Source organism: Citrobacter amalonaticus (genome assembly GCF_001559075.2).
Lineage (GTDB): Bacteria > Pseudomonadota > Gammaproteobacteria > Enterobacterales > Enterobacteriaceae > Citrobacter_A > Citrobacter_A amalonaticus_F.
In genome coordinates this window covers 2803779-2829937 of sequence record NZ_CP014015.2, presented here as the reverse complement: position 1 = coordinate 2829937, position 26159 = coordinate 2803779, and the positions used below count along the sequence as shown (strand labels likewise).

Genomic DNA, 26159 nt, shown 5'->3' with positions numbered 1-26159 from the left:
TCGTTAAGGATGGTCTAATGCCCTTTTCGATTTCAGAAGCGGGGAATTAATCGCTGTTACGAATCGTCACACTATTTCGCATTCTTATAATCACTCTGCTTTACCGATCCCAAGATTAGTCAAAAATTAAACTATCGTCTCTTTATACTCACGCAACACTGCACCTGCGGGTGGCAGCACTTCGACCATTGCGATTTCCAGGAAATCGGGAGTAAGAATATGACGTTGCCCTTTAAACCCCACGTGCATGCGTTGATCTGTAGCGCCGGGCTACTTGCTGCTTCAGGCGTGCTGTATGTCAAAAGCCGCACACCGGAAGCCCCGGTTCAGCCCTCGACGCCCGTCGCCGCGCAACCGCCCGCGCCTGTCGAACCCTCTCCGGTCGCGAAAACGAGCTTTACCACGGCGCAAATCGACCAATGGGTCGCGCCGATCGCCCTCTATCCGGACCCGCTGCTTTCTCAGGTGCTGATGGCCTCGACCTATCCGGCTAATGTCGTCCAGGCAGTACAATGGTCGCGCGATAATCCGACACAACAAGGCGATGCCGCCATTCAGGCTGTCGCAAACCAGCCCTGGGATCCCAGCGTGAAGTCGCTGGTCGCATTTCCGCAACTCATGACGCTGATGGGGGAAAACACAGAGTGGGTGCAAAACCTCGGTGATGCGTTTCTGGCGCAACCGCAGGATGTGATGGATTCAGTGCAGCGCCTGCGCTTACTGGCCCAGCAAACCGGCTCGCTGAAATCCACTCCGCAGCAGACGGTAACCAGCACGCCGAAAAAGAGCGTCGCAGCAACGCCCTCAACTACCGCCTCCGCATCAAAGTCCGGCGCCGTTTCCGCCGCCCCGGCCTCTACGGTGATAAAAATTGAACCTGCGGATCCGCAGGTGGTGTACGTCCCCAGCTATAACCCCTCCACGGTTTATGGCACCTGGCCCAACACCGCGTATCCGCCAGTGTATCTGCCGCCTACGCCTGGTGAACAGTTTGCCGGCAGTTTTGTTAAGGGATTCGGCTACAGCCTTGGCGTCGCCACCACCTATGCGCTGTTCAGCAATATCGACTGGGATGACGATGATCATCACCACGATGACGATCACCATCATGACGACGATCACCATGGCGGTAACGGCTATCAGCACAATGGCGATAACATCAATATCAACGTCGATAACTTCAACCGTATTTCCGGGCAGAATCTGAAAACACAGAACATGACCTGGCAGCACAACCCGGCCTGGCGGGGTGGGGTTCCGTATCAGAATGAGGCGACTGCGCAGCGTTTTCATCAGACCAACGTCAGCGGCGGTCTCAGCGCCACGCAGCAGCCTGCTGCGACCACCTCCCGGGACAGCCAGCGTCAGGCGGCGATGGCGCAACTGCAACAGCGTCATCCGGATGCCACTTTACCCCAGCAACCGACGGCCACAACGCGGGATGCCCAGCGTAAAGCGGCGTCTCAACAGCTGAATCAGGTTGCCCAGCGCAATAACTATCGCGGCTATGACGACAACAACGCTCGCCGTCAGAGCGCGCAGCAGACGTTGAAACCATCGACCTCGCCGGCGCAACAACAGCATCGTGACGATCTCAGGACTAAAGCGCAGCAACACCCGGTCTCACAATCGCAGCGGGATACGGCACGCCAGCGTATCGAGTCCTCCTCGCCGCAGCAGCGTCAACAGACGTTCCAGCAAAACCGGGCGAATGCCTTTAGCGGCAATGACAGCCGCTCGCCGAACTGGCAATCACAACAGCAGCGCGGCCAGGAAAGTCGAAGTTTGAGTAATATCAGCACTGAACAACGTGCTCACGCGCGCGAACGCGCTTCTGAACACCATGAATTTCGCCGTCGCTAACGGGAGCCGATAATGAAAAAAGTACTGTTAAGCACCCTGCTGCTCTCGCTGCCGTTAATGAGCTACGCCCAGCAGATGTTCGCCACGCCAGACGAGGCGGCCAACGCCTTTGCCCGTGCGATTGCTGGCAATAACGACACGCAGCTGACCGCTCTGTTAGGTGATGACTGGCGACAGTTTTTACCTCCACAAGGCGCGGACCCGGAAGCCGTCGCACGCTTTAACCGCGACTGGAAGGTCAGCCATCAGATTGTGCAACAAGGTAATGTGGCCCACCTGAACGTCGGTCAGGAAAGCTGGCAGTTGCCCATCCCCATCGTTAAGGCAAGCAAGGGCTGGCATTTTGATATGTCTGCCGCGCAGGATGAGATATCTACACGAACGGTGGGTCGCAATGAACTCTCGGCGATTCAGGCTATGCGTGCCTATGTCGACGCCCAGTATGATTACTGGCAACGCAAACAGGTTTTTGCCACCCGAATTATCAGCCATGCCGGTCAACAGGACGGTCTGTACTGGCCTGTCAAACCCGGCGAAACGCCCAGTCCGTTAGGACCGGCCTTCAGCCCTGAATCGCCTGGCGAAGGGTATCACGGCTACTATTTCCGCATCATTGCCAGCGATAACGCGAAAGGATTTGCGCTGCTCGCCTGGCCGGTTACATGGGGCGAAACGGGTGTGATGAGCTTTATGGTAAGTCAGGATGACCGGGTGTATCAGACGGATTTAGGGGAAGATAGCGGGCTAAAAGCCATCGCGATAGAGAAATTTACGCCTCACGATCCATGGAAGCCAGTGGAGTAACAGACATAAAAAAAGCGGCATTTATGCCGCTTTTTTCGTTGCCGGAAGGCTGAAGATTACTTCTTCTTCTTCGCTTTCGCGTTCGGCAGGTCAGTGATGCTACCTTCGAACACTTCTGCCGCCAGGCCCACGGACTCGTGCAGAGTCGGGTGCGCGTGGATGGTCAGCGCGATGTCTTCTGCGTCACAGCCCATTTCGATCGCCAGACCGATTTCACCCAGCAGCTCGCCGCCGTTGGTACCGACAATCGCACCACCGATGACACGGTGAGTTTCTTTGTCGAAAATCAGTTTGGTCATACCGTCTGCGCAGTCGGAAGCGATAGCACGGCCAGAAGCAGCCCACGGGAAGGTGGCGGTTTCGTAGCTGATGCCTTTTTCTTTCGCTTCTTTCTCGGTCAGACCTACCCATGCCACTTCTGGTTCAGTGTAGGCAATCGATGGGATCACTTTCGGATCGAAGTAGTGTTTCATGCCGGCGATAACTTCAGCGGCAACGTGACCTTCGTGAACACCTTTGTGCGCCAGCATCGGCTGACCGACGATATCGCCGATAGCAAAGATGTGCGGCACGTTGGTGCGCAGTTGTTTGTCAACACGGATGAAGCCACGGTCGTCTACTTCCACGCCCGCTTTGCCAGCGTCGAGATTTTTACCGTTCGGCACACGACCGATTGCCACCAGCACGGCGTCATAACGCTGCGCTTCAGCAGGGGCTTTTTTGCCTTCCATGGAAACGTAAATACCGTCTTCTTTCGCTTCAACGGCAGTCACTTTGGTTTCCAGCATCAGGTTGAATTTCTTACCGATGCGTTTGGTGAAGACTTTAACGATGTCTTTGTCAGCCGCCGGGATAACCTGGTCGAACATTTCAACCACGTCAATTTCTGAACCCAGCGCATGGTACACGGTACCCATTTCCAGACCGATGATACCGCCACCCATGACCAGCAGACGCTTCGGTACGGATTTCAGTTCCAGGGCGTCGGTGGAATCCCACACGCGCGGATCTTCATGCGGAATGAACGGCAACTGGATCGGACGGGAACCCGCCGCAATGATCGCGTTGTCGAAGTTGATCACAGTTTTACCGTTCTCACCTTCTACTTCCAGGGTGTTCGCCCCGGTGAATTTACCCAGACCGGTAACCACTTTCACTTTACGGCCTTTCGCCATACCCGCCAGACCGCCGGTCAGCTGAGTGATTACTTTTTCTTTCCAGGTACGAATCTTGTCGATATCGGTTTTCGGCTCGCCGAAGACGATACCGTGTTCCGCCAGCGCTTTGGCTTCTTCGATAACTTTGGCTACGTGCAGCAGTGCTTTAGAAGGGATACAGCCGACGTTCAGACAAACACCGCCGAGGGTGCTGTAACGTTCTACGATTACGGTTTCCAGACCTAAATCAGCGCAACGGAAGGCTGCAGAGTAACCTGCGGGGCCTGCCCCAAGTACCACGACCTGAGTTTTGATTTCAGTACTCATCATGACCTCTTAATTTATTTCCGGGGATCCCTGGTCTTGTCGCCCATCGTCCACCGGGTCGTTCTATCCGTCCGTATTTTACAAAATTGTTAACAATTTTGAAACAACAAAACGGCAACGATTTATCTTTAGCACTAATAACCCCAAAACCATCATGAGATTACCAGAAAAAAGCCGGCCGTCGGGCCGGCTTTTTTGCTTACATCACCAGGCGGCGAATGTCAGACAGCATATTGTTAATGATGGTAATGAAACGCGCACCATCAGCACCGTCAATCACGCGGTGGTCGAAGGACAGAGAGATCGGCATCATCAGACGCGGTACAAACTCTTTACCGTTCCACACCGGCTCCATCGCCGACTTGGATACACCGAGGATCGCGACTTCAGGCGCGTTCACAATCGGTGCAAAGTGGGTAGTACCCAGGCCGCCGATGCTGGAGATGGTGAAGCAACCGCCCTGCATTTCGCCAGCCGTCAGCTTACCGTCACGCGCTTTTTTGGAGATCACGGTCAGTTCACGGGACAGCTCGGTAACGCTCTTCTTGTTCACGTCTTTGAATACCGGAACCACCAGACCATTTGGCGTATCCACCGCCACACCGATGTTGATGTATTTTTTCAACGTCAGGCGCTGGCCGTCTTCAGACAGCGAACTGTTAAAGCGAGGCATCTGCTCAAGCGCCGCAGCAACCGCCTTCATGATGAAGACCACTGGGGTGAATTTCACGTCCAGTTTGCGCTTCTCAGCTTCAGCGTTCTGCTGTTTACGGAACGCTTCCAGGTCGGTGATATCGGTTTTGTCGAAGTGGGTAACGTGCGGGATCATCACCCAGTTACGGCTCAGGTTAGCACCCGAAATTTTCTGGATGCGGCCCAGTTCCACTTCTTCGATTTCACCAAACTTGCTGAAGTCGACTTTCGGCCACGGCAGCATGCCCGGGATACCGCCACCTGCAGCGGCTGCCGGAGCGGCTTCCGCACGCTTGACAGCGTCTTTCACGTAAGTCTGAACGTCTTCGCGCAGGATACGACCTTTACGGCCTGTACCCTTCACTTTCGCCAGATTCACGCCGAACTCACGCGCCAGACGGCGAATCAGCGGGGTCGCATGAACGTAAGCGTCGTTCTCAGCAAACTCAGATTTGCCTTCGGCTTTCGCTGCTGGAGCAGCGGCAGCTGGCGCAGGTGCAGCGGCCGGAGCCGGTGCGGCAGCCTGCTGTGGCGCGGCAGCAGCAGGTGCTGCGCCTTCCACTTCGAAGACCATAATCAGAGAGCCGGTTTTCACTTTATCGCCGGTGCTGATTTTGATTTCTTTAACGGTACCCGCGAACGGAGCCGGGACTTCCATAGAAGCTTTATCGCCTTCTACGGTGATCAGTGATTGCTCAGCGGCCACTTTATCGCCCACTTTCACCATCACTTCGGTCACTTCAACTTCGTCACCGCCGATGTCCGGTACGTTAACGTCTTTCGCACCAGTGGCTGCAGGAGCCGCAGCGGCTGCTGGAGCAGCGGCCTGAGCGGGAGCGGCAGCAGGCGCAGCGCCCGCCACTTCGAAGACCATAATCAGAGAGCCGGTAGACACTTTATCGCCGGTGTTGATTTTGATCTCTTTCACGACGCCCGCGAACGGAGCCGGCACTTCCATAGACGCTTTGTCGCCTTCTACGGTGATCAGCGACTGTTCAGCGGCGATGGTGTCGCCCACTTTGACCATGATCTCAGTCACTTCAACTTCGTCACCGCCGATGTCTGGGACATGGACTTCTTTCGCTGCTGCGGCTGCAGGTGCTGCTGCCGGAGCGGCTTCTTTCTTCTCTTCTGCCGGAGCAGGTGCAGCGGCTGCTGCACCGTCAGCGGAATCGAAAATCATGATCAGTTTGCCCGTCTCGGTTTTGTCGCCAACAGAGACTTTGATCTCTTTAACAACGCCAGCCTGCGGAGACGGGACTTCCATAGAGGCTTTATCGCCTTCTACGGTGATCAGCGACTGTTCGGCTTCAACCTTGTCGCCCACTTTGACCAGGATCTCGGTGATTTCAACTTCATCTGCCCCGATGTCCGGTACTTTGATTTCGATAGCCATTATTCTTTTACCTCTTACGCCAGACGCGGGTTAACTTTTTCTGCATCGATGTTGAATTTGGTAATTGCATCCGCAACCACTTTCTTATCGATTTCGCCACGTTTAGCCAGTTCGCCCAGTGCCGCTACCACCACGTAGGATGCATCCACTTCGAAGTGGTGACGCAGGTTTTCACGGCTGTCAGAGCGACCGAAACCGTCGGTACCCAGTACGCGATAATCATCAGCCGGTACATAAGTACGAACCTGTTCGGCAAACAGTTTCATATAGTCAGTAGATGCTACAGCCGGAGCGTCGTTCATCACCTGAGCGATGTACGGTACGCGCGGAGTTTCCATTGGGTGCAGCATGTTCCAGCGTTCACAGTCCTGACCATCACGTGCCAGTTCAGTGAAGGAGGTGACGCTGTACACGTCAGAGCCCACGCCGTAGTCTTTCGCCAGGATCTGCGCTGCTTCACGAACGTGACGCAGGATAGAACCGGAGCCCAACAGCTGAACTTTACCTTTGCTACCTTCCAGGGTTTCGAGTTTGTAGATACCTTTACGGATACCTTCCTCAGCACCTTCCGGCATGGCTGGCATGTGGTAGTTTTCGTTCAGCGTGGTGATGTAGTAGTAAACGTTCTCTTGTTTCTCACCGTACATACGCTCCAGACCATCGTGCATGATGACCGCAACTTCGTATGCGTAAGACGGATCGTAAGAGATACAGTTCGGGATAGTCAGAGACTGAATATGGCTGTGACCATCTTCGTGCTGCAGACCTTCACCGTTCAGCGTTGTACGACCAGACGTCCCGCCAATCAGGAAGCCACGCGCCTGCTGGTCACCTGCTGCCCAGCACAGGTCGCCAATACGCTGGAACCCGAACATGGAGTAGTAGATGTAGAACGGAATCATCGGCAGGTCGTTGGTGCTGTAAGAGGTTGCCGCCGCCAGCCAGGAAGACCCTGCGCCCAGCTCGTTGATCCCTTCCTGCAAAATCTGACCTTTCTCGTCTTCTTTGTAGTACGCAACCTGCTCACGGTCCTGCGGGGTGTACTGCTGGCCGTTCGGGCTGTAAATACCGATCTGACGGAACAGACCTTCCATACCGAAAGTACGCGCTTCGTCGGCGATGATCGGAACCAGACGATCTTTGATCGATTTGTTCTTCAGCATCACGTTCAGGGCACGAACGAAAGCGATAGTGGTGGAGATTTCTTTGTTCTGCTCTTCCAGCAGCGCGCCGAAGTCTTCCAGGGTCGGCAGTTCCAGCTTCTCAGTGAAGTTCGGCTGACGGCTCGGCAGGTAGCCGTGCAACGCCTGGCGGCGTTCGTGCAGGTATTTGTGCTCTTCAGAACCTTCCGGGAAGGTAATGTAAGACAGTTTTTCAACCTGCTCATCAGTGACAGGAACATTGAAACGGTCGCGGATATAACGCACGCCGTCCATGTTCATTTTCTTCACCTGGTGCGCGATGTTTTTACCTTCAGCGGTGTCACCCATGCCATAACCTTTGATGGTATGGGCCAGGATTACGGTGGCTTTGCCTTTGGTTTCCTGCGCTTTTTTCAGTGCGGCGTAAACTTTCTTCGGATCGTGACCACCACGGTTCAGCGCCCAGATCTGCTCATCAGTCCAGTCTGCAACCAGTGCTGCGGTTTCCGGGTATTTACCGAAGAAGTGCTCACGAACGTACGCGCCATCTTTGGATTTGAAGGTCTGGTAGTCGCCGTCAACGGTTTCGTTCATCAACTGGATCAGTTTACCGCTGGTATCTTTACGCAGCAGCTCATCCCAACGACCGCCCCACATCACTTTGATCACGTTCCAGCCAGCGCCGTCGAAGATGCCTTCCAGTTCGTTAACGATTTTGCCGTTACCGGTGACCGGGCCGTCCAGACGCTGCAGGTTACAGTTGATGACGAAGACCAGGTTGTCCAGTTTTTCACGGGTAGCGATAGTGATCGCACCTTTGGATTCCGGTTCGTCCATTTCACCGTCGCCCAGGAAGGCGTAAACGGTTTGTTTAGAGGTGTCTTTCAGGCCACGGTGTTCCAGATATTTCAGGAATTTAGCCTGGTAGATCGCACCGATTGGACCCAGACCCATAGAAACGGTCGGGAACTGCCAGAATTCTGGCATCAGTTTCGGGTGCGGGTAGGAAGACAGGCCATTGCCATGAACTTCCTGACGGAAGTTGTCCATCTGCTCTTCAGTCAGACGGCCTTCCAGGAATGCGCGTGCGTAAATGCCCGGGGAGATGTGGCCCTGGAAGTACACCAGGTCGCCGCCATCCTGCTCATTGCGGGCACGGAAGAAATGGTTGAAGCAAACATCGTACACCGTCGCAGAGGACTGGAAGGATGCCATGTGGCCGCCCAGCTCGAGGTCTTTTTTAGACGCACGCAGCACGGTCATGATGGCGTTCCAACGGATAGCAGAACGAATACGACGCTCCAGCTCCAGATTGCCCGGATATTCCGGCTCATCTTCAACGGCAATAGTGTTGATGTAATTGCTGGCCCCTGTACCTGCCGCTACTTTCACGCCGCCTTTGCGGGCTTCAGAAAGAAGCTGGTCAATCAGATACTGAGCGCGCTCAACACCTTCTTCACGGATGACCGATTCGATCGCCTGTAGCCAGTCGCGAGTTTCGATCGGATCCACGTCATTTGGGAAACGTTCTGACATGGGGGTATTCCTTATCTATCTAATACGTTGAGTTATCTGGAACCTGTCCCATTACGTTCTCGTCAGAGAGCGTAATAAGACAGGTTCTGCGTTTAGTTGCCGCGCACTTTATATGGCGCTTGATTTACAACATCTTCTGGTTAACGTTCTGCCAGAAAAATCACTAATTCTTTCGCTGCTCCAGACGACGTAAGGCGCGTTCACGACGGCTCTCCTCACGGCTGCGGTCGAGCAGAATCTCTTCGATAAACGCCAGATGGCGATGTGATGCTTCACGCGCCTCTTCTGGTTTACCGGCAATAATCGCTTCGAAAATACGGGTGCGGTGACCACTCACCAGCGGAAGCATCTCGCGACGCGAATAGAGCAACTCGAAGTTCTGACGTACGTTCTGGGCCAGCATGGGTTCCATACACCTTAGCAGATGAAGTAACACCACATTGTGCGCCGCTTCGGTGACAGCAATTTGATACTGGAGGACCGCATCGGACTCGGCATCGCGGTCACCCGACTCTTGCGCCAGCTCAATGGCATGATGCAGTTCACGAATGCGCGTTTTATCTTCATCCGTACTGCGCAGCGCTGCGTAATATGCAGCAATGCCTTCCAGCGCATGGCGCGTCTCAAGCAGGTCAAACTGGGATTCAGGATGGTCGGAGAGCAATTCTACCAGTGGATCGCTAAAGCTCTGCCACAGGCTACTCTGAACAAAAGTGCCGCCGCCCTGGCGACGAAGCAGCAATCCCTTCGCTTCGAGACGTTGAATCGCCTCACGCAAGGAGGGACGGGAGACGTCGAACTGTTTTGCCAGTTCGCGTTCCGGTGGGAGTTTTTCGCCCGGGCGCAGCGTGCCCTCAAGAATCAAAAACTCCAGCTGTTGCTCAATCACATCGGATAATTTTGGTTGGCGGATTTTGCTGTAGGCCATGATGTCCTGTCTTAAGCCATTTGCCCGAAGTCAATTGGTCTTACCAATTTCATATCTGTGACGCTAAAGTAACAAAGTATTCACCTTATGTCCATACAGGTTTTGATTGAAATCAGTAAACCAGGCACATTTTAACAACATCACAGAAATAACGTTTCAAACATGTAACTATGCACAAATGTTAAATTTACCACCCATGAGGTAGTTTTAACCTTATTGAAACGAAGAAAAATCCTGGTTGAACCGATTCAGATGCGTTTTTATGCATGGTTTCTGTATAGGTAAGCATTTTACATCTAACGGAAGTGTTATCAGGGAGTAAGAGGCGGGACAAACAACTGCTCTCTTTTTATTCAACTCGTCATCATCCATTCACAAAGCAGGTGCATTCCCTGCCGCATACCATTATTCTGATCCGGACAAAAGAGTTTCGGCGACATTTCAAAAACAATTGCTGTAAACATAATAATACAACAGACGGAATTGCAAACTTACACGCATCACTGCGTAGGACAAATAATAATTACTCAAATTGCCCGGTCGCCGTCACGCGGCCGAGTGCTGAAGGGTAAACCACACACGAGGTTTCATGATGGACAGTCAGCAGCACGGCGAGCAGCTAAAGCGCGGCCTTAAGAACCGCCATATCCAGCTTATCGCGCTGGGTGGCGCGATAGGAACAGGCCTGTTCCTGGGAAGCGCTTCCGTAATTCAGTCCGCGGGCCCCGGTATTATTCTGGGTTATGCGATAGCCGGTTTTATTGCCTTCCTTATTATGCGTCAGTTAGGTGAAATGGTGGTTGAGGAGCCGGTCGCCGGTTCGTTCAGTCACTTTGCCTACAAGTACTGGGGAAGTTTTGCGGGATTTGCGTCGGGCTGGAACTATTGGGTGCTGTATGTGCTGGTTGCAATGGCGGAACTGACCGCCGTCGGCAAGTACATTCAGTTCTGGTGGCCGGAGATCCCCACCTGGGTTTCGGCAGCCGTTTTCTTTATTGCGATCAACGCCATCAACCTGACCAACGTAAAAGTGTTCGGTGAGATGGAGTTCTGGTTTGCGATCATCAAAGTCATCGCCGTGGTCGCGATGATCATCTTCGGCGGCTGGCTGCTGTTCAGCGGCAACGGCGGCCCGCAGGCGACCGTGCGTAACCTGTGGGAACAGGGCGGCTTCCTGCCTCACGGCATGACCGGACTGGTCATGATGATGGCAATCATCATGTTCTCTTTCGGCGGACTTGAACTGGTCGGTATCACCGCTGCCGAAGCCGATAACCCGGAGCAGAGCATTCCCAAAGCCACCAACCAGGTTATCTATCGTATTCTGATTTTCTATGTGGGTTCACTGGCCGTTCTGCTTTCCCTGCTGCCGTGGACGCGTGTCACTGCTGACACCAGCCCGTTTGTCCTGATCTTCCACGAGCTGGGCGATACCTTCGTGGCGAACGCGCTGAATATCGTGGTTCTGACGGCGGCACTGTCGGTGTACAACAGCTGCGTTTACTGTAACAGCCGCATGCTGTTTGGTCTGGCGCAACAGGGTAACGCCCCGAAAATCCTGCTCACTATCGACAAACGCGGCGTGCCGGTGAATACCATCATCGTTTCGGCGCTGGTGACGGCGCTGTGCGTATTGATCAACTACATGGCGCCAGAATCCGCCTTCGGTCTGCTGATGGCGCTGGTGGTCTCCGCACTGGTGATCAACTGGGCGATGATCAGTCTTGCGCACATCAAATTCCGTCGCGCTAAGCAGCAACAGGGGGTGAAAACCCGCTTCCCGGCGCTGTTCTACCCGTTGGGTAACTGGGTCTGTCTGGCCTTCATGGCGGCGGTGCTGGTGATTATGCTGATGACGCCGGGTATGGCGATTTCGGTTTACCTGATCCCGGTATGGCTGGTTGTCCTTGGCATCGGTTATCTGTGCAAACAGAAATCCGCGAAGACGGCGAAAGCACATTAATGCCTTGAACCCTCACCCGTCCTGGGTGAGGGTTGTTACCTGCCTCACACTTTTCCCCCAACAGCCATTTCGTCCATATCAGCGGCGCTATCCTGCAACGCAATTCATGGCTTACAGACGAATAATTCTTTCCATCACCTTGATGGGGAGACATCTCAATGGATACAGGTAAGCTGTCGGTAAGAGAAAAAATTGGTTATGGCATGGGCGATGCCGGATGCAACATCATCTTTGGCGCTATCATGCTGTTTGTGAACTATTTTTATACGGATATCTTTGGTCTCGCCCCGGCTCTGGTAGGGGTGTTATTACTGTCAGTACGCGTTATCGACGCCGTTACTGACCCCATTATGGGCGCTATTGCTGATCGAACCCAAAGCAAATATGGCCGTTTTCGTCCATGGTTACTCTGGATCGCCTTCCCTTACGCGCTGTTCAGCATTCTGATGTTCACCACCCCGGAGTGGACTTATAGCAGCAAGGTTATCTATGCGTTCGTCACTTACTTCCTGCTGTCGATTACCTACACGGCGATCAACATTCCTTATTGCTCATTGGGCGGCGTGATCACCAACGACCCGAAAGAACGCGTGGCCTGTCAGTCTTACCGCTTTGTACTGGTCGGTATCGCGACATTGCTGCTGTCGCTCACTCTACTGCCGATGGTCGACTGGTTTGGCGGCGATGACAAAGCGAAGGGCTATCAACTGGCGATGACCGTGCTGGCCATTATCGGCATGTGTATGTTCCTGTTCTGCTTTGCTACCGTTCGTGAACGTGTGCGCCCTGCCGTTCCTACGCACGATGACATGAAAAACGACTTCAAAGACGTGTGGAAGAACGACCAGTGGGTACGCATACTGCTGCTGACGCTGTGCAACGTCTGCCCGGGCTTTATCCGTATGGCGGCAACCATGTACTACGTCACCTGGGTCATGGGACAAAGCACCCATTTCGCCACGATCTTTATCAGTCTCGGCGTGGTCGGCATGATGATCGGTAGCGTGTTGGCGAAAGTGCTGACCGACCGCTGGTGCAAGCTGAAGGTCTTCTTCTGGACCAACATCGCGCTGGCCCTTTTCTCCTGCGCGTTTTACTTCTTCGATCCCAAAGCCACGATGATGATTGTCGTGCTCTACTTCCTGCTCAACATTTTGCACCAAATCCCGTCGCCGCTGCACTGGTCCCTGATGGCGGACGTTGACGACTACGGCGAATGGAAAACCGGCAAGCGCATTACCGGCATTAGCTTTTCCGGCAACCTGTTCTTCCTGAAACTCGGTCTGGCGATTGCCGGGGCGATGGTTGGCTTCCTGCTCTCGTGGTACGGCTATGATGCCGGGGCGAAAGCGCAAAGCGATTCCGCGATCAACGGCATCGTGCTGCTCTTTACCGTGATTCCGGGAGTCGGCTACCTGATCACTGCCGGCGTGGTGCGTCTGTTGAAAGTCGACCGCGAACTGATGAAACAGATTCAGGACGATCTGGAAAAACGCCGCGCTAACTACCGCGAACTCAATGATTATCAGGAACTGAAAGCCACTGAAACCGTAAGGAAAGCCTGATGCAAAACTGGCCTAACCCGTTTATTGAACAACGCGCCGATCCGTTTATCCTGCGCGACGGCAGCGACTATTACTTTATTGCCTCAGTGCCAGAATACGACCGACTGGAAATCCGTCGGGCGGATTCGCTGGAAAGATTACGTACAGCGTCACCCGTTGTCGTCTGGCGCAAACCCGAACACGGCCCGATGAGCGAGCTGATCTGGGCACCGGAAATTCATCACCTCGACGGCAGATGGGTCATCTACTTTGCCGCCGCGCATACCCAGGCGCTCGACAAACTGGGCATGTTTCAGCATCGGATGTACGCGCTGGAGTGTACAGATACCGATCCGCTCACCGGCAACTGGGTCGAAAAGGGTCAGGTGAAAACGCCGTTTGATACCTTTGCACTTGATGCCACAACGTTCCGCCATCAGGGAAAACAGTGGTATCTGTGGGCGCAAAAATCCCCAGATATCGCCGGTAACTCCAACATTTATCTGGCGGAGCTGGAAAATCCCTGGACGATTAAAGGCCAGCCGGTGATGCTCAGCAAACCGGAGTACGACTGGGAGTGTCGGGGCTTTTGGGTCAATGAAGGTCCGGCAGTATTAACCCACGGTGACCGGCTGTTTATCAGCTATTCCGCCAGCGCCACGGATGAAAATTACTGCATGGGACTGTTATGGATTGATATCCACGCCGATCCGCTGAATCCGGAAAACTGGCATAAATCCCCGCGTCCGGTGTTTACCACCAGCAATGAAAATCGCCAGTATGGACCCGGGCACAACAGCTTTACCCAAACGCCGGAAGGTGATGACGTGCTGGTGTATCACGCGCGTAACTACACCGAAATTGAAGGCGATCCGCTCTACGATCCTAATCGCCATACCCGTCTGAAGCTGATTCGGTGGGATGACCACGGAATGCCAGACTTCGGTATTCCGCCCGCAGATACGCTTTGACATCGTTGCCCGGTAACACGCAACTTACCGGGCGTCCTGCCTGTACGTTAAATCAACGTGCCATAAATGGTCAGTACAGCAATGACCACCACTAAGGCAAACGACGTTTTCTTCGCCATAGAAACCGCCGCTTTCGGCGTTTCAACCTTATCGGTATGCGGCTCACGCGCCAGCGAGAACTGCGCCAGACGTGTTAACACCTGATATTGCGAAGTACGCAAATCCGCCAGCGAGGCAAACCATGCCGGCAGCGCTTTTTCTCCATGACCGATCAGGGCATACACCACGCCCGCCAGACGCACCGGGATCCAGTCGAGAACATGAAGAATGGCATCGATGCCGGACTGTAGGCGCTCATGCGGCGTCTGGTAACGCGCCAGCCAGGACTGCCACGAGCGCAGGAAAGCATAGCCCACCAGCAGAACCGGCCCACACGGACCGCCGACGATCAGCCAGAACAGCGGCGCGATATAGAAACGGAAGTTAATCCACAGCAGCGCGTTTTGCAGTTCACGTAAAAACTCACGCTCATTGCAATCCGGCGGGACGCCATGGATCATCGTCAGTTCGCTGGCCATCGCCGTTCGGGCATGCGCATCATCGCGCGCCGCCGCGTTAAGGTAAGCGTGATAGTGCATCCGCACTTTTCCCGCGCCAATACACAGCAGGCCTATCAGGATCCACGCCACGATCGTCGGCACATTAAACAATAGCCCCTCCAATGCGCGCAGCAGCAGGAACGTGATCACCATCGCGATGATCATCATCCCGAGTGTCCGCGCCATCGAGAAGCGTTTGACCCGGCGGAAAAAAGCTTCTAACCGGTGATCGAACTGCCAGTGTTCGCCCAGCTTAAACAGGCGCTCGACGAGCAGCACCAGTAATGTCGTAAACAGCGTCATGTCATCTCCTTATCTGACGAGGCGGTGACCAGGGCGCGAAACCTTGCCCAGTCAAAAGCCGGACCGGGATCGGTCTTACGCTCAGGCGCAATATCACAGTGTCCGGTTATGTTTTCGGCAACGGCCGGGTAAATCTTTATTAATGCACGCGTGATGGCAGCCAGTTGTTGGTACTGGACATCGGTGTAGGCCAGCGTATCGGTCCCTTCCAGCTCAATACCAATCGAAAAATCATTGCAGCGTTCACGCCCCTGATAATTCGACACGCCGGCATGCCATGCACGCTTATCAAAAGGAACATACTGAACGATTTCGCCATCACGGCGAATCAGACAATGGGCGGAAACGCGAAGATGCGCGATTTCGGCAAAAAAGGGATGGGCGTTGGGATCAATTGTTCCAGTGAATAGTGCGTCAATCCACGGACCGCCAAACTCACCGGGCGGCAGGCTGATATTATGCACCACCAGCAAAGAAGGGGCTTCATCATCCGGGCGGCAATCGTAGTGCGGAGAAGGAACGCGTCGCGCTTCTGCCAGCCAGCCCTTGTCTAACAACATGCTGAATCTCCTTTTGAGTGGTGCTTATAGCCGCTTCAGAGTAGCATGTTTCTACCTTATGATTCGTTAGCAATTTGGAGTTTTCTCATGCCGCCTCGCCGCTATAACCCTGACTACCGACGTGACGCGCTGTTGGAACGTATTAACCTGGATATCCCAAACGTTGTCGCCCAGGCGCTGCGCGAAGATTTAGGCGGTGAAGTGGATGCCAGCAACGATATTACGGCTCAACTTTTACCGGAGAACAGCCGTTCTCATGCCACGGTCATCACCCGTGAAGACGGCGTTTTTTGTGGAAAACGCTGGGTTGAAGAGGTCTTTATTCAACTGGCTGGCGACGATGTCAGCATCACCTGGCATGTGGAAGACGGCGACAGTATCAAGGCGAACCAACCGCTGTTTGAGCTGGACGGTCCCTCTCGCGTGCTACTGACCGGCGAACGTACCGCGCTGAACTTCGTGCAGACCCTGTCAGGTGTCGCCAGCGAAGTGCGTAAATACGTTGATATCCTGGCGGGCACAAACACCCAACTGCTGGACACGCGTAAAACCCTGCCAGGGCTGCGTACCGCGCTGAAATATGCCGTGCTCTGCGGCGGCGGCGCGAATCATCGTCTGGGGCTTTCGGATGCCTTCCTGATCAAAGAGAACCACATTATTGCTTCTGGTTCCGTGCGTCAGGCGGTGGAGAAAGCCTTCTGGCTGCATCCGGATGTGCCTGTAGAAGTCGAAGTTGAAAACCTCGATGAACTGGATGATGCGCTGAAAGCCGGTGCCGACATCATCATGCTGGACAACTTTGAAACGGAGCAGATGCGTGAAGCGGTTAAACGGACCAACGGCCAGGCGCGACTGGAAGTTTCCGGCAACGTAACCAACGAAACGCTGCGGGAATTTGCCGAAACCGGCGTCGATTTTATCTCCGTTGGCGCGCTAACCAAACATCTCCGGGCGCTGGATCTGTCCATGCGCTTCGCTAACGCGTAATCATTATATGGCCTGATAACGCGCTGCTTATCGGGCCTGTTTATTCCTTTCAATCACTAAAATCCTCGTCGTGCCTCGCAATCTCATTGCTTGCGACTGCAAACCGATAACATTCCTCTGAACCCACCTTCCCGATTCATTTTTTGCTGCTCGCCTGGCGTACCGGTGTTTGCCAAAGTGACGTCCACTCACTCAAGGAGCGAACAATGGATAAACAACGCGGATTTACCCTTATTGAACTGATGGTGGTGATCGGCATTATTGCCATCCTCAGCGCCATCGGCATTCCGGCCTATCAGAACTATCTGCGCAAAGCGGCGCTGACCGATATGCTGCAAACCTTTGTCCCCTATCGCACTGCCGTCGAACTCTGCGCCCTGGAGCATGGCGGTACAGACACCTGCGACGCAGGCGTCAACGGGATTCCCTCTCCGACAACAACACGCTATGTCTCAGGAATGAGCGTCGAAAATGGAGTGGTTTCTCTTACTGGCCAGGAAAGCCTGAACGGGCTTAGCGTCATCATGACCCCTGGATGGGACAAAGCAGAAGGCATTACGGGCTGGACGCGTAACTGCAACATCCAGAATGACAGCGCGTTAAAACAGGCCTGCGAAGACGTCTTTCGCTTCGATAGCCATTAAGGAAGCGCCATGAATACGACGCAACTCAGCGCGCTGTGCCAGCGCTACCAGGGGATATTACTTGATGCCAATAACGATGCGGTACACATTGCCGTCGAAGATGCCCCTTCTCATGAACTGCTGGACGCCCTGCATTTCGCCACGACTCGCCGTATTGAGATTGCCTGCTGGACACGCCAGCAAATGGAGCAACACCAGCATCAGTCTTCACCCGCGCTGCCGTCCGTGGTTCCTGAAAGCAGCGTCAGCGCAGCGGTTTTACTGGATAAAACATTACAGAGCGCGCTGGCGAAACGGGCCTCGGATATCCACATAGAGCCTGCAGAGCATCACGTCCGTCTCCGCTTACGTGTGGACGGCGTGCTGCATTGCTTACCCGATATCGCCAAAGAGACCGGTATCGCCCTGACAGCACGTTTGAAAGTGTTAAGTCATCTGGATATCGCGGAACACCGCTTACCGCAGGACGGACAATTTACCATTGAGCTGAACGGCGCTGCCGTCTCGTTTCGTATCGCCACCCTTCCCTGTCGTTATGGCGAAAAGGTCGTGCTACGGTTGCTGCATCAGGTAAATCAGGCACTGGATGCCTGCACGCTGGGAATGCACGACACGCAGCTCTCTGCTTTCCTCCACGCCCTGCAACAGCCTCAGGGGTTGATCCTCGTCACCGGCCCTACGGGTAGCGGCAAAACGGTAACCCTTTATAGCGCACTGCAAACGCGAAACGCGCCGGAGGTGAATCTGTGCAGCGTTGAGGATCCGGTGGAGATTCCCCTCGACGGTATCAATCAGACGCAGATCCATCCGCGTGCCGGGCTGACCTTTCAGGGCGTATTGCGGGCACTGCTACGTCAGGATCCGGATGTCATCATGGTGGGTGAGATCCGCGACGGCGAAACCGCAGAAATTGCCATTAAGGCCGCGCAGACCGGGCATCTGGTGCTTTCCACGCTGCATACCAACTCAACCTGCGAAGCGCTGGTACGCTTACAGCAGATGGGCGTGGCGCGCTGGATGCTCTCTTCCGCATTAACCTTAGTGGTTGCGCAGCGGCTGGTCAGAAAACTGTGCCCACACTGCCGACGGCTGAGTGACGATCCCATTCGTTTACCGCCCGCATGGTACCCAACGCCGCTGCCCCGTTGGCAGGCGGTTGGCTGTGAACATTGCTATCACGGATTCTATGGTCGTTCGGCGTTGTTTGAACTGCTTGCGATCACCGCTGAACTGCGTCATCAGATTGCTAACGACGCCTCAGCCGCAACGCTGGAAGCCCATGCAAAACAGGCAGGAATGAGCACACTCTTTGAAAGCGGGTGCCGCGCCGTCGATCAAGGGCTAACCACGTTCGAGGAACTGGTGCGCATTCTGGGTATGCCGGATGATCACTAAAAAGCTGTGGTACTGGCAGGGAATGAATCACGATGGCCTGCCCGGCGAGGGAACCCGTTGGGCGGAAAACCGACTCCTGTTGATGCAGGAACTGGAACAGCATCAGATAATACCTTTGCGCGTGAAATCCTTACGCGTAAAGCGCGCGCTCTGGCGCAATGACAAATCCACGGAAGTGATTCACCAGCTTGCGACGCTGCTAAAAGCGGGGCTAACGCTGTCTGAAGGGCTGGAACTGCTTGCCGGACAGCAACCGAACAAACAGTGGCAAGCCCTGTTAGGGAGCCTTGCAAACGAACTGGAACACGGTACGCCGCTCTCCAGCGCACTGGCGCAGTGGCCAGACGTGTTTCCGCCGCTGTATCAGGCGATGATACGCACCGGAGAGCTGACCGGGAAACTGGATGAATGCTGCTTTGAACTCGCCCGGCAGCAGAAGGCGCAAAGACAGTTAACCGATAAGGTCAAAAAAGCGCTGCGTTACCCCATCATTATTTTAACGATGGCGGTCATGGTGGTGGTGGCGATGCTCCAATTTGTCCTGCCTGAATTTGCCGCCATTTACCGGACCTTTAACACGCCGCTACCTGCTCTCACTCAGGGGATCATCGCGTTTGCCGACTGGAGTCAACGCTGGGGTGGGCTGATTGTCCTGATGATCGTCATGCTAATTGCAGCCAACAGCCTGCTGAGCCGAAAGCCCGGCTGGCAAGTGTTGCGCCAGCGAGGATTACTCCGCATGCCCGTGATGGGCCAGTTGATCAGAGGTCAGAAGCTCACACAAATTTTTACCATCCTCGCGCTGACGCAAACGGCGGGGATCGCTTTTTTACCCGCGCTTGAGAGTGTGAAAGAGACGATTCAGTGCCCCTACTGGGCACGGCGTCTGGCACAGGTACAGCACGATATCAGTACCGGCGTGCCCGTCTGGCAGGCGCTCAAAAATGCGGAAGAATTTAGCCCATTATGTCTGCAACTGGTCAGGACCGGAGAAGCCTCTGGCTCGCTGGATATCATGCTGCGCAACCTTGCCCGTCATCATGATGAACATACCCAGGCGATGGCTGACAACCTGGCGGCACTGCTGGAACCGGCGCTGCTCGTGATTACCGGGCTTATCATCGGCACACTGGTCGTGGCGATGTACTTACCGATTTTCCATCTGGGCGATGCGATGAGTGGCGTGGGATAATGAAGGGAAGTTGACAGCAGAACTGGCGCTCAAGGCAGCGCCAGTTCCAGGGAGGGTTACAGGCTATTGAAAACGCGGTTTTCTTGTTCCTGAACCCGGATAAACGTCGTACGTTTGGTCAGCTCTTTCAGACGAGAGGCACCGACGTAGGTACAGGCTGAACGCAGACCGCCGAGAATATCACGCGCGGTGTTCTCCACCGGGCCACGCAGCGGCAGCTTGACGGTTTTCCCTTCCGCCGCGCGATACTGCGCAACGCCGCCGACATGACGGGTCATGGCGGATTCAGAGCTCATACCGTAGAACAGCATGAATTTTTCGCCGTTTTCTTCAACGACTTTACCGCCACTCTCTTCGTGACCGGCCAGCATACCGCCAAGCATTACGAAATCAGCGCCGCCACCGAATGCTTTCGCCACATCACCAGGCATGGTACAACCGCCATCGCTGACAATCATCCCGCCCAGACCGTGCGCCGCATCAGCACATTCGATCACCGCAGACAGTTGCGGATAACCAACACCGGTTTTCACACGGGTGGTGCAGACAGAACCCGGACCAATCCCGACTTTAACGATATCCGCGCCAGACAGAACCAGTTCCTCACACATTTCACCCGTGACCACGTTACCGGCGCAGATGGTTTTGGTCGGCCAGGCTTCACGCGCTTTCGACACGAACTGAACAAAGTGTTCGGAGTAGCCGTTTGCGACATCGATGCAAACAAAGTTCAGTGCCGGATTCAGCGCCAGAATCTGTTGGGTCTTTGCGAAATCCGCATCGGAGGTACCGGTAGAGACCATGACGTGCTTGAGTACATCGGCTGACACCGTGCCCACAAAGGCTGTCCAGTCTTCAACGGTGTAATGCTTATGAACGGCAGTCAGCACATCGAAAGAGGCAAGAGCCGTTGCCATCGCAAACGTCCCGACGGTATCCATGTTTGCAGCAATAATAGGTACGCCGGACCAGGTCTGACCTGAATGTTTAAAGGTGAATTGACGTTCCAGCTCGACATCGGAACGACTTTTAAGGGTAGAACGCTTAGGGCGGATAAGAACGTCTTTAAAACCTAACTTCAGATCTTCTTCAATACGCATGTGCGGATTCCTGGGGTTAAGGGCTATTAGTATGAGAGCGCAACTCCAGTGACGCTATCATACGCACTAATCAATGCCGCGCAAGACTGCGAAATTCTCTTTTTTTACGCTACAATCCCATAAATTTACCTGGCGAATGGCGGGCACGCCCTGAGTCATCATCGCCAGTGTACGTTCAACTTTCAACCAATTGATTATCATAATGAATTCCCGGGAACCGAGCTTATGAGGTATACAGTAGCCTTAACTGGCGGCATTGGCAGTGGTAAAAGCACCGTTGCAAATGCCTTTGCTGACCTCGGAATTCAGATAATTGACGCAGATATTATTGCCCGCCAGGTGGTCGAACCGGGCAAGCCTGCGCTGGATGCGATTGCGGCACATTTTGGCCCTGAACTGATTGCCGCAGACGGCACGCTGCATCGTCGGCGGCTTCGCGAACGGATTTTTGCTGATCCGCAAGAGAAGGCCTGGCTCAGTGCCTTACTTCATCCGCTCATCCAGCAGGAGACCCGACGTCAGTTGCAACAGGCGACGTCTGCCTATGTGCTGTGGGTGGTGCCATTACTGGTTGAAAACGGCCTTTATCGCCAGGCAAATCGCGTGCTCGTGGTCGATGTCACCCCCGAGACGCAGCTTTCCCGGACCATGCAGCGCGATGACGTTACGCGCGCACACGTTGAACAGATTCTCGCTGCCCAGGCGACGCGTGAAGCGCGCCTTGCCGTGGCAGACGATGTTATTGATAATAATGGCGCACCAGACTCCATCATGTCGGATGTCGCCCGCCTGCACGCACGTTATCTCCAGCTTGCGTCGCAGTTTGTCTCACAGGAAAAACCGTAATGCACACCCAGGTCCTTTTTGAACACCCTCTCAATGAGAAGATGCGCACGTGGTTGCGCATTGAGTTTTTGATTCAACAACTCTCTGCACGCTTACCGATTGCAGAGAGTTCAGATGCCCTGCACTTCTTTCGCAATGCCGGAGATTTGTTGGACGTATTCGAACGTGGTGAAGTGCGTACAGAATTACTGAAAGAGCTTGAGCGCCAGCAGCGTAAACTTCAGGCATGGACAGAAGTCCCGGGCGTCGACCAGAGCCGTATTGATGCTCTGCGCCAGCAGCTAAAAATGGCCGGCAGTATTTTAATTTCCGCCCCGCGGATGGGACAATTCTTGCGTGAGGATCGGCTGATTGCCCTGGTCCGCCAGCGTCTGAGTATTCCTGGCGGTTGTTGCAGCTTTGATTTACCGACGCTGCATATCTGGCTGCATATGCCGCAGGCACAGCGCGATGCGCAGGTCGATAGCTGGCTTGCCAGTCTGAACCCGCTGAATCAGGCACTGACTCTGATCCTCGATTTAATTCGCAACTCGGCACCGTTCCGTAAACAAACCAGCCTGAACGGTTTTTATCAGGACAACGGGGACGACGCGGATTTACTGCGCCTGCAGTTGCCGTTGGGTCTACAGCTTTATCCGCAAATTTCCGGCCACAAGAGCCGTTTTGCGATCCGTTTTATGCCGCTCGATAGCGACAATGGCATGGTACCTGAGCGCCTCGATTTCGAACTGGCCTGCTGTTAAGGAGTTAAGATGTCTGAGACGATCACCGTTAATTGCCCCACCTGCGGCAAAACGGTTGTATGGGGTGAAGTCAGTCCATTCCGCCCGTTTTGTTCCAAACGTTGTCAGTTGATCGATTTAGGTGAATGGGCCGCTGAAGAGAAACGTATTGCCAGCCGCGGCGATCTTTCCGACAGCGACGACTGGAGCGAAACGAAAGAGTAAACAGAGACGGTGTGGGGGATCAATACGCCCCCACCGCGCGTTACCGGATGACGACGTCGCCTCATCCGGCCTACAGGTTTTGTTTTAACTTCGCAATCACGGGTTCATTCGCCGGAGGGAAATCCTCCGCCTGCAACGTCCCGGCGGCCATCCATTTTCCAGGTTGCCCCTCTTTCCCCCACGGCTCGCCTTTCCAGCTTTCAACCAGCCAGAACCACAGCGTGATATGCCTGTCCGGAAACTGATACTCCAGCTTCTCGAAAAGCCTGGCATCTACCGGCGTAATGCCCACCTCTTCCTGTAGCTCGCGGCTCAGTGCCTGCTCCGGCGTCTCTCCGGCCTCAATTTTTCCGCCTGGAAATTCCAGTTTGTTCGCCATGTGCGCATCGACCGCACGCTGGGTGATAAAGATTTCGTTATACGGATTACGAATAATCCCAACCGCGATGTTCAGTTTTTTCATATTGTCGTATCCATAAAAAAGGCGCAGTTTCCTGCGCCTTATCGTTATGATGCAGACCTTAGCTCAGACGGCCGTGGCACTGTTTGTATTTTTTACCAGAACCACACGGGCATGGATCGTTACGACCCACTTTACGCTCGCCCGTTTGTGCCGCCAGATCGGCCGCCGCGGCGCTGTCGTCATCCTGATGGCTGAGTTGTTGCATCTGTGCTAAGCGCTCAGCTTCTTCACGACGCTGCTGCTCCATGGCTTCAACTTCTTCCGGCATGCGAACCTGAACTTTGCTCAGCGTACTGATCACTTCGTATTTCAGTGATTCCAGCATAGAGGCAAACATCGAGAAGGATTCGCGCTTATATTCCTGCTTCGGATCTTTCTGCGCATAGCCACGCAGATGGATCCCCTGACGCAGGTAATCCATCGCCGCCAGGTGCTCTTTCCACAGGGAATCGAGCGTTTGCAGCATGACCCCTTTTTCGAAGTGACGCATCATCTCTGCGCCAACCACTTCTTCTTTGCGCTGATACACTTCGATGGCCTGCGCCAGAATACGCTCACGCAGCGTCTCTTCATGCAGCTCCGGCTCTTTATCCAGCCATTCTGCAATCGGCATCTCCAGATCAAAGTCATTTTTCAGGCGTTCCTGCAGGCCCGGGATATCCCACATTTCTTCCAGAGACTGCGGCGGAATGTAGGCATCAATGGTCGTTTTGAACACGTCTTCACGAATGCTGTTGATGGTTTCGCTAACGTCGCTCACATCCAGCAGTTCGTTACGCTGGGTATAGATCGCGCGACGCTGATCGTTGGCGACATCATCGTATTCCAGCAGTTGCTTACGAATATCGAAGTTGCGGCTTTCCACTTTACGCTGCGCGTTAGCAATCGCTTTGGTGACCCACGGGTGCTCAATAGCCTCGCCCGGTTTCATCCCCAGTTTACGCATCATCCCGGACACGCGGTCAGAGGCAAAAATACGCATCAACGCATCTTCCATTGACAGGTAGAAACGCGAAGAACCCGCATCCCCCTGACGACCGGAACGACCGCGCAGCTGGTTATCGATACGACGAGATTCATGACGCTCAGTACCGATGATGTGCAGACCACCGGACGCCAGCACCGCTTCATGGCGAACCTGCCAGTCGGCTTTAATCTGTGCAATCTGCTCTGGCGTTGGGTTTTCCAGCGCGGCCACTTCGGCCTGCCAGCTACCGCCCAGCACAATATCGGTACCACGACCGGCCATGTTGGTGGCGATGGTCACCGCCGCCGGATAGCCCGCCTGCGCGACGATAGCCGCTTCGTTAGCGTGGAATTTGGCGTTCAGAACGTTGTGCTTGATACCCGCTTTGGTCAGTTCGTTAGAAACCACTTCGGATTTCTCAATGGAGATAGTCCCCACCAGTACCGGCTGACCATTGGCGGTACGCTCTTTAATATCTTCAATAATGGCCTGAATTTTTTCCGCTTCGGTCATGTAGACCAGATCCGGCATATCCTTACGGATCATCGGACGGTTGGTCGGCACCACCACGGTATCCAGTTTGTAGATTGAGCTAAATTCGAACGCTTCGGTATCTGCCGTACCGGTCATACCGGCCAGTTTTTCATACAGACGGAAGTAGTTCTGGAAGGTGATCGAGGCCAGCGTCTGGTTCTCGTTCTGGATATCCACGCCCTCTTTCGCTTCAACAGCCTGGTGCAGACCATCAGACCAGCGACGGCCCTGCATGGTACGACCAGTGTGTTCGTCAACGATGATGACTTCGCCGTCTTTTACGATGTAGTCAACGTCGCGGGTGAACAGCGCGTGCGCGCGCAGCGCAGCGGTCACGTGGTGCATCAGCATGATGTTGCCCGGAGAGTACAAAGACTCACCTTCATCCATAATGCCTTCTTTCACCAGCAGTTCTTCAATCAGTACCAGACCACGTTCGGTCAGGTTAACCTGGCGCGCCTTTTCATCCACAGAAAAGTGACCTTCACCCTGGAAACTGTCGGAGTCTTCTTTCTCCTGGCGAACCAGATGCGGGATGATTTTGTTCACTTTCTTGTACATTTCCGAGCTGTCTTCAGCCGGTCCGGAAATGATCAGCGGCGTACGCGCTTCATCGATCAGGATGGAGTCGACCTCATCCACCAGCGCATAGTGCAGTTTACGCTGTACGCGCTCTTCAGGGCTGAACGCCATGTTGTCACGCAGATAGTCAAAGCCATATTCGTTGTTGGTACCGTAAGTAATGTCCGCAGCGTAGGCTTCGCGCTTGGCTGGCGCAGGCATACCCGGCAGGTTGATACCGACGGTCATACCGAGGAATTCAAACAGCGGACGGTTGTTTTCGGCGTCACGTTGTGCCAGATAGTCGTTCACGGTAACCACGTGAACGCCTTTGCCGCTCAGCGCGTTCAGATAAGCGGGCAGCGTTGCAGTCAGGGTTTTACCTTCACCGGTACGCATTTCCGCGATGCAGCGATCGTTAAGGACCATCCCACCGAGCAACTGAACGTCGAAGTGACGCATGCCGAACACGCGCTTACTGGCTTCACGTACGACAGCAAACGCTTCCGGGATCAGACTCTCCACGCTTTCGCCTTTTTCCAGACGCGCACGGAATTCACCGGTTTTCGCTTTCAGTTCGTCATCGGAGAGTTTTTCCATCTCCGGTTCCATGGCATTGATCACTGCAACCGCTTTACGCATACGACGTAACGTACGATCGTTACGGCTACCGAATACTTTCGTTAATAATTTGATTAGCATATTGAAATCTCAAACGCCCCGCGATGTGGGGTCAT

The 26159-nt window shown here is 54.3% G+C and carries 21 protein-coding genes; 12 read left to right on the top strand and 9 right to left on the bottom strand.

Translation table 11 applies throughout. The features are described 5' to 3' along the window. The first annotated feature begins 219 nt into the window (after window positions 1–219). Both AL479_RS13655 and AL479_RS13650 read left to right on the top strand, forming a co-directional pair. Entirely contained in the window at window positions 220–1863 is a 1644-nt protein-coding gene (locus tag AL479_RS13655) for a DUF3300 domain-containing protein (RefSeq protein ID WP_061076445.1), read from the top strand. A 12-nt stretch (window positions 1864–1875) separates the two neighbouring features. Continuing rightward, window positions 1876–2667, top strand: a complete 792-nt coding sequence (locus AL479_RS13650) for a DUF2950 family protein (protein WP_061076444.1) — start codon at window positions 1876–1878, stop codon at window positions 2665–2667. Between the two features lie 56 nt (window positions 2668–2723). Here the strand turns inward: AL479_RS13650 and lpdA are convergent, their stop codons facing one another. The 4 genes from lpdA to pdhR form a co-directional block, all read right to left on the bottom strand. Further along, window positions 2724–4151, bottom strand: coding sequence for a dihydrolipoyl dehydrogenase (gene lpdA, locus AL479_RS13645; protein WP_061077979.1), 1428 nt, complete (start codon window positions 4149–4151; stop codon window positions 2724–2726). A gap of 199 nt (window positions 4152–4350) precedes the next feature. Continuing rightward, window positions 4351–6240 (bottom strand): pyruvate dehydrogenase complex dihydrolipoyllysine-residue acetyltransferase, encoded by a 1890-nt coding sequence (gene aceF, locus AL479_RS13640; protein WP_061076443.1) that lies wholly within the window; start codon window positions 6238–6240, stop codon window positions 4351–4353. 14 nt (window positions 6241–6254) lie between these two features. Continuing rightward, window positions 6255–8918: a pyruvate dehydrogenase (acetyl-transferring), homodimeric type gene (gene aceE, locus AL479_RS13635; RefSeq protein WP_061076442.1), complete on the bottom strand. Its 2664-nt coding sequence runs from the start codon at window positions 8916–8918 to the stop codon at window positions 6255–6257. 163 nt (window positions 8919–9081) lie between these two features. Continuing rightward, on the bottom strand, window positions 9082–9846 hold the full coding sequence (gene pdhR / locus AL479_RS13630; RefSeq protein WP_042997914.1) for a pyruvate dehydrogenase complex transcriptional repressor PdhR: 765 nt from the start codon (window positions 9844–9846) through the stop codon (window positions 9082–9084). A 589-nt stretch (window positions 9847–10435) separates the two neighbouring features. Here pdhR and aroP point away from each other — a divergent pair. The 3 genes from aroP (at window position 10436) to AL479_RS13615 (ending at window position 14324) form a co-directional block, all read left to right on the top strand. After that, complete coding sequence (gene aroP / locus AL479_RS13625) at window positions 10436–11809, top strand: aromatic amino acid transporter AroP (protein ID WP_105291758.1); 1374 nt, start codon at window positions 10436–10438, stop codon at window positions 11807–11809. Between the two features lie 158 nt (window positions 11810–11967). Continuing rightward, a complete protein-coding gene (locus tag AL479_RS13620) occupies window positions 11968–13374 on the top strand; it encodes a glycoside-pentoside-hexuronide (GPH):cation symporter (protein ID WP_061076441.1) in 1407 nt (468 codons plus the stop codon). Further along, on the top strand, window positions 13374–14324 hold the full coding sequence (locus AL479_RS13615) for a family 43 glycosylhydrolase (RefSeq protein WP_061076440.1): 951 nt from the start codon (window positions 13374–13376) through the stop codon (window positions 14322–14324). Before AL479_RS13620 ends, AL479_RS13615 begins: the two co-directional genes overlap by 1 nt. Window positions 14325–14371: 47 nt before the next feature. Here the strand turns inward: AL479_RS13615 and ampE are convergent, their stop codons facing one another. Both ampE and ampD read right to left on the bottom strand, forming a co-directional pair. Further along, the gene (gene ampE, locus AL479_RS13610; RefSeq protein WP_061076439.1) at window positions 14372–15226 is read right to left on the bottom strand and encodes a beta-lactamase regulator AmpE; all 855 of its coding nucleotides are present in this window, start codon (window positions 15224–15226) and stop codon (window positions 14372–14374) included. After that, on the bottom strand, window positions 15223–15786 hold the full coding sequence (gene ampD / locus AL479_RS13605; protein WP_061076438.1) for a 1,6-anhydro-N-acetylmuramyl-L-alanine amidase AmpD: 564 nt from the start codon (window positions 15784–15786) through the stop codon (window positions 15223–15225). The genes ampE and ampD overlap by 4 nt, the downstream gene beginning before the upstream one ends. Window positions 15787–15873: 87 nt before the next feature. Between ampD and nadC the strand changes: the two genes are divergently transcribed. From nadC to hofC, 4 genes are all read left to right on the top strand, one after another. Next, complete coding sequence (nadC, locus tag AL479_RS13600; protein WP_061076437.1) at window positions 15874–16773, top strand: carboxylating nicotinate-nucleotide diphosphorylase; 900 nt, start codon at window positions 15874–15876, stop codon at window positions 16771–16773. Window positions 16774–16979: 206 nt separating this feature from the next. Continuing rightward, window positions 16980–17417: a prepilin peptidase-dependent pilin gene (ppdD, locus tag AL479_RS13595; protein ID WP_061076436.1), complete on the top strand. Its 438-nt coding sequence runs from the start codon at window positions 16980–16982 to the stop codon at window positions 17415–17417. A 9-nt stretch (window positions 17418–17426) separates the two neighbouring features. Beyond that, complete coding sequence (gspE, locus tag AL479_RS13590; protein WP_061076435.1) at window positions 17427–18812, top strand: type II secretion system protein GspE; 1386 nt, start codon at window positions 17427–17429, stop codon at window positions 18810–18812. Beyond that, window positions 18802–20004 carry a protein transport protein HofC gene (hofC, locus tag AL479_RS13585; RefSeq protein ID WP_061076434.1) on the top strand — a complete coding sequence of 401 codons (1203 nt, stop codon included), beginning with the start codon at window positions 18802–18804 and terminating at the stop codon, window positions 20002–20004. The genes gspE and hofC overlap by 11 nt, the downstream gene beginning before the upstream one ends. 56 nt (window positions 20005–20060) lie before the next feature. Here the strand turns inward: hofC and AL479_RS13580 are convergent, their stop codons facing one another. Continuing rightward, window positions 20061–21104: a GMP reductase gene (locus AL479_RS13580; protein ID WP_061076433.1), complete on the bottom strand. Its 1044-nt coding sequence runs from the start codon at window positions 21102–21104 to the stop codon at window positions 20061–20063. A 225-nt stretch (window positions 21105–21329) separates the two neighbouring features. Here AL479_RS13580 and coaE point away from each other — a divergent pair, with 225 nt between their 5' ends. From coaE to yacG, 3 genes are read left to right on the top strand one after another with little or no spacing between them, the layout of a single operon-like run. Continuing rightward, complete coding sequence (coaE, locus tag AL479_RS13575; protein ID WP_061076432.1) at window positions 21330–21950, top strand: dephospho-CoA kinase; 621 nt, start codon at window positions 21330–21332, stop codon at window positions 21948–21950. Next, window positions 21950–22693, top strand: coding sequence for a cell division protein ZapD (gene zapD / locus AL479_RS13570; protein WP_061076431.1), 744 nt, complete (start codon window positions 21950–21952; stop codon window positions 22691–22693). The genes coaE and zapD overlap by 1 nt, the downstream gene beginning before the upstream one ends. 9 nt (window positions 22694–22702) lie before the next feature. After that, window positions 22703–22897, top strand: a complete 195-nt coding sequence (gene yacG, locus AL479_RS13565) for a DNA gyrase inhibitor YacG (protein ID WP_061076430.1) — start codon at window positions 22703–22705, stop codon at window positions 22895–22897. Between the two features lie 70 nt (window positions 22898–22967). Here the strand turns inward: yacG and mutT are convergent, their stop codons facing one another. Both mutT and secA read right to left on the bottom strand, forming a co-directional pair. After that, complete coding sequence (gene mutT, locus AL479_RS13560; protein ID WP_061076429.1) at window positions 22968–23360, bottom strand: 8-oxo-dGTP diphosphatase MutT; 393 nt, start codon at window positions 23358–23360, stop codon at window positions 22968–22970. A gap of 58 nt (window positions 23361–23418) precedes the next feature. After that, window positions 23419–26124, bottom strand: coding sequence for a preprotein translocase subunit SecA (gene secA / locus AL479_RS13555; protein ID WP_061076428.1), 2706 nt, complete (start codon window positions 26122–26124; stop codon window positions 23419–23421). Between the last annotated feature and the right edge of the window lie 35 nt (window positions 26125–26159).

What these genes read in the sequence shown, in the direction of transcription:
- AL479_RS13655 (WP_061076445.1), top strand. Translation starts at nt 220, where the DNA reads ATGACGTTGCCCTTTAAACCCCACGTGCATGCGTTGATCTGTAGCGCC.
- AL479_RS13650 (WP_061076444.1), top strand. Translation starts at nt 1,876, where the DNA reads ATGAAAAAAGTACTGTTAAGCACCCTGCTGCTCTCGCTGCCGTTAATG.
- lpdA (WP_061077979.1), bottom strand. Translation starts at nt 4,151, where the DNA reads ATGAGTACTGAAATCAAAACTCAGGTCGTGGTACTTGGGGCAGGCCCC.
- aceF (WP_061076443.1), bottom strand. Translation starts at nt 6,240, where the DNA reads ATGGCTATCGAAATCAAAGTACCGGACATCGGGGCAGATGAAGTTGAA.
- aceE (WP_061076442.1), bottom strand. Translation starts at nt 8,918, where the DNA reads ATGTCAGAACGTTTCCCAAATGACGTGGATCCGATCGAAACTCGCGAC.
- pdhR (WP_042997914.1), bottom strand. Translation starts at nt 9,846, where the DNA reads ATGGCCTACAGCAAAATCCGCCAACCAAAATTATCCGATGTGATTGAG.
- aroP (WP_105291758.1), top strand. Translation starts at nt 10,436, where the DNA reads ATGATGGACAGTCAGCAGCACGGCGAGCAGCTAAAGCGCGGCCTTAAG.
- AL479_RS13620 (WP_061076441.1), top strand. Translation starts at nt 11,968, where the DNA reads ATGGATACAGGTAAGCTGTCGGTAAGAGAAAAAATTGGTTATGGCATG.
- AL479_RS13615 (WP_061076440.1), top strand. Translation starts at nt 13,374, where the DNA reads ATGCAAAACTGGCCTAACCCGTTTATTGAACAACGCGCCGATCCGTTT.
- ampE (WP_061076439.1), bottom strand. Translation starts at nt 15,226, where the DNA reads ATGACGCTGTTTACGACATTACTGGTGCTGCTCGTCGAGCGCCTGTTT.
- ampD (WP_061076438.1), bottom strand. Translation starts at nt 15,786, where the DNA reads ATGTTGTTAGACAAGGGCTGGCTGGCAGAAGCGCGACGCGTTCCTTCT.
- nadC (WP_061076437.1), top strand. Translation starts at nt 15,874, where the DNA reads ATGCCGCCTCGCCGCTATAACCCTGACTACCGACGTGACGCGCTGTTG.
- ppdD (WP_061076436.1), top strand. Translation starts at nt 16,980, where the DNA reads ATGGATAAACAACGCGGATTTACCCTTATTGAACTGATGGTGGTGATC.
- gspE (WP_061076435.1), top strand. Translation starts at nt 17,427, where the DNA reads ATGAATACGACGCAACTCAGCGCGCTGTGCCAGCGCTACCAGGGGATA.
- hofC (WP_061076434.1), top strand. Translation starts at nt 18,802, where the DNA reads ATGATCACTAAAAAGCTGTGGTACTGGCAGGGAATGAATCACGATGGC.
- AL479_RS13580 (WP_061076433.1), bottom strand. Translation starts at nt 21,104, where the DNA reads ATGCGTATTGAAGAAGATCTGAAGTTAGGTTTTAAAGACGTTCTTATC.
- coaE (WP_061076432.1), top strand. Translation starts at nt 21,330, where the DNA reads ATGAGGTATACAGTAGCCTTAACTGGCGGCATTGGCAGTGGTAAAAGC.
- zapD (WP_061076431.1), top strand. Translation starts at nt 21,950, where the DNA reads ATGCACACCCAGGTCCTTTTTGAACACCCTCTCAATGAGAAGATGCGC.
- yacG (WP_061076430.1), top strand. Translation starts at nt 22,703, where the DNA reads ATGTCTGAGACGATCACCGTTAATTGCCCCACCTGCGGCAAAACGGTT.
- mutT (WP_061076429.1), bottom strand. Translation starts at nt 23,360, where the DNA reads ATGAAAAAACTGAACATCGCGGTTGGGATTATTCGTAATCCGTATAAC.
- secA (WP_061076428.1), bottom strand. Translation starts at nt 26,124, where the DNA reads ATGCTAATCAAATTATTAACGAAAGTATTCGGTAGCCGTAACGATCGT.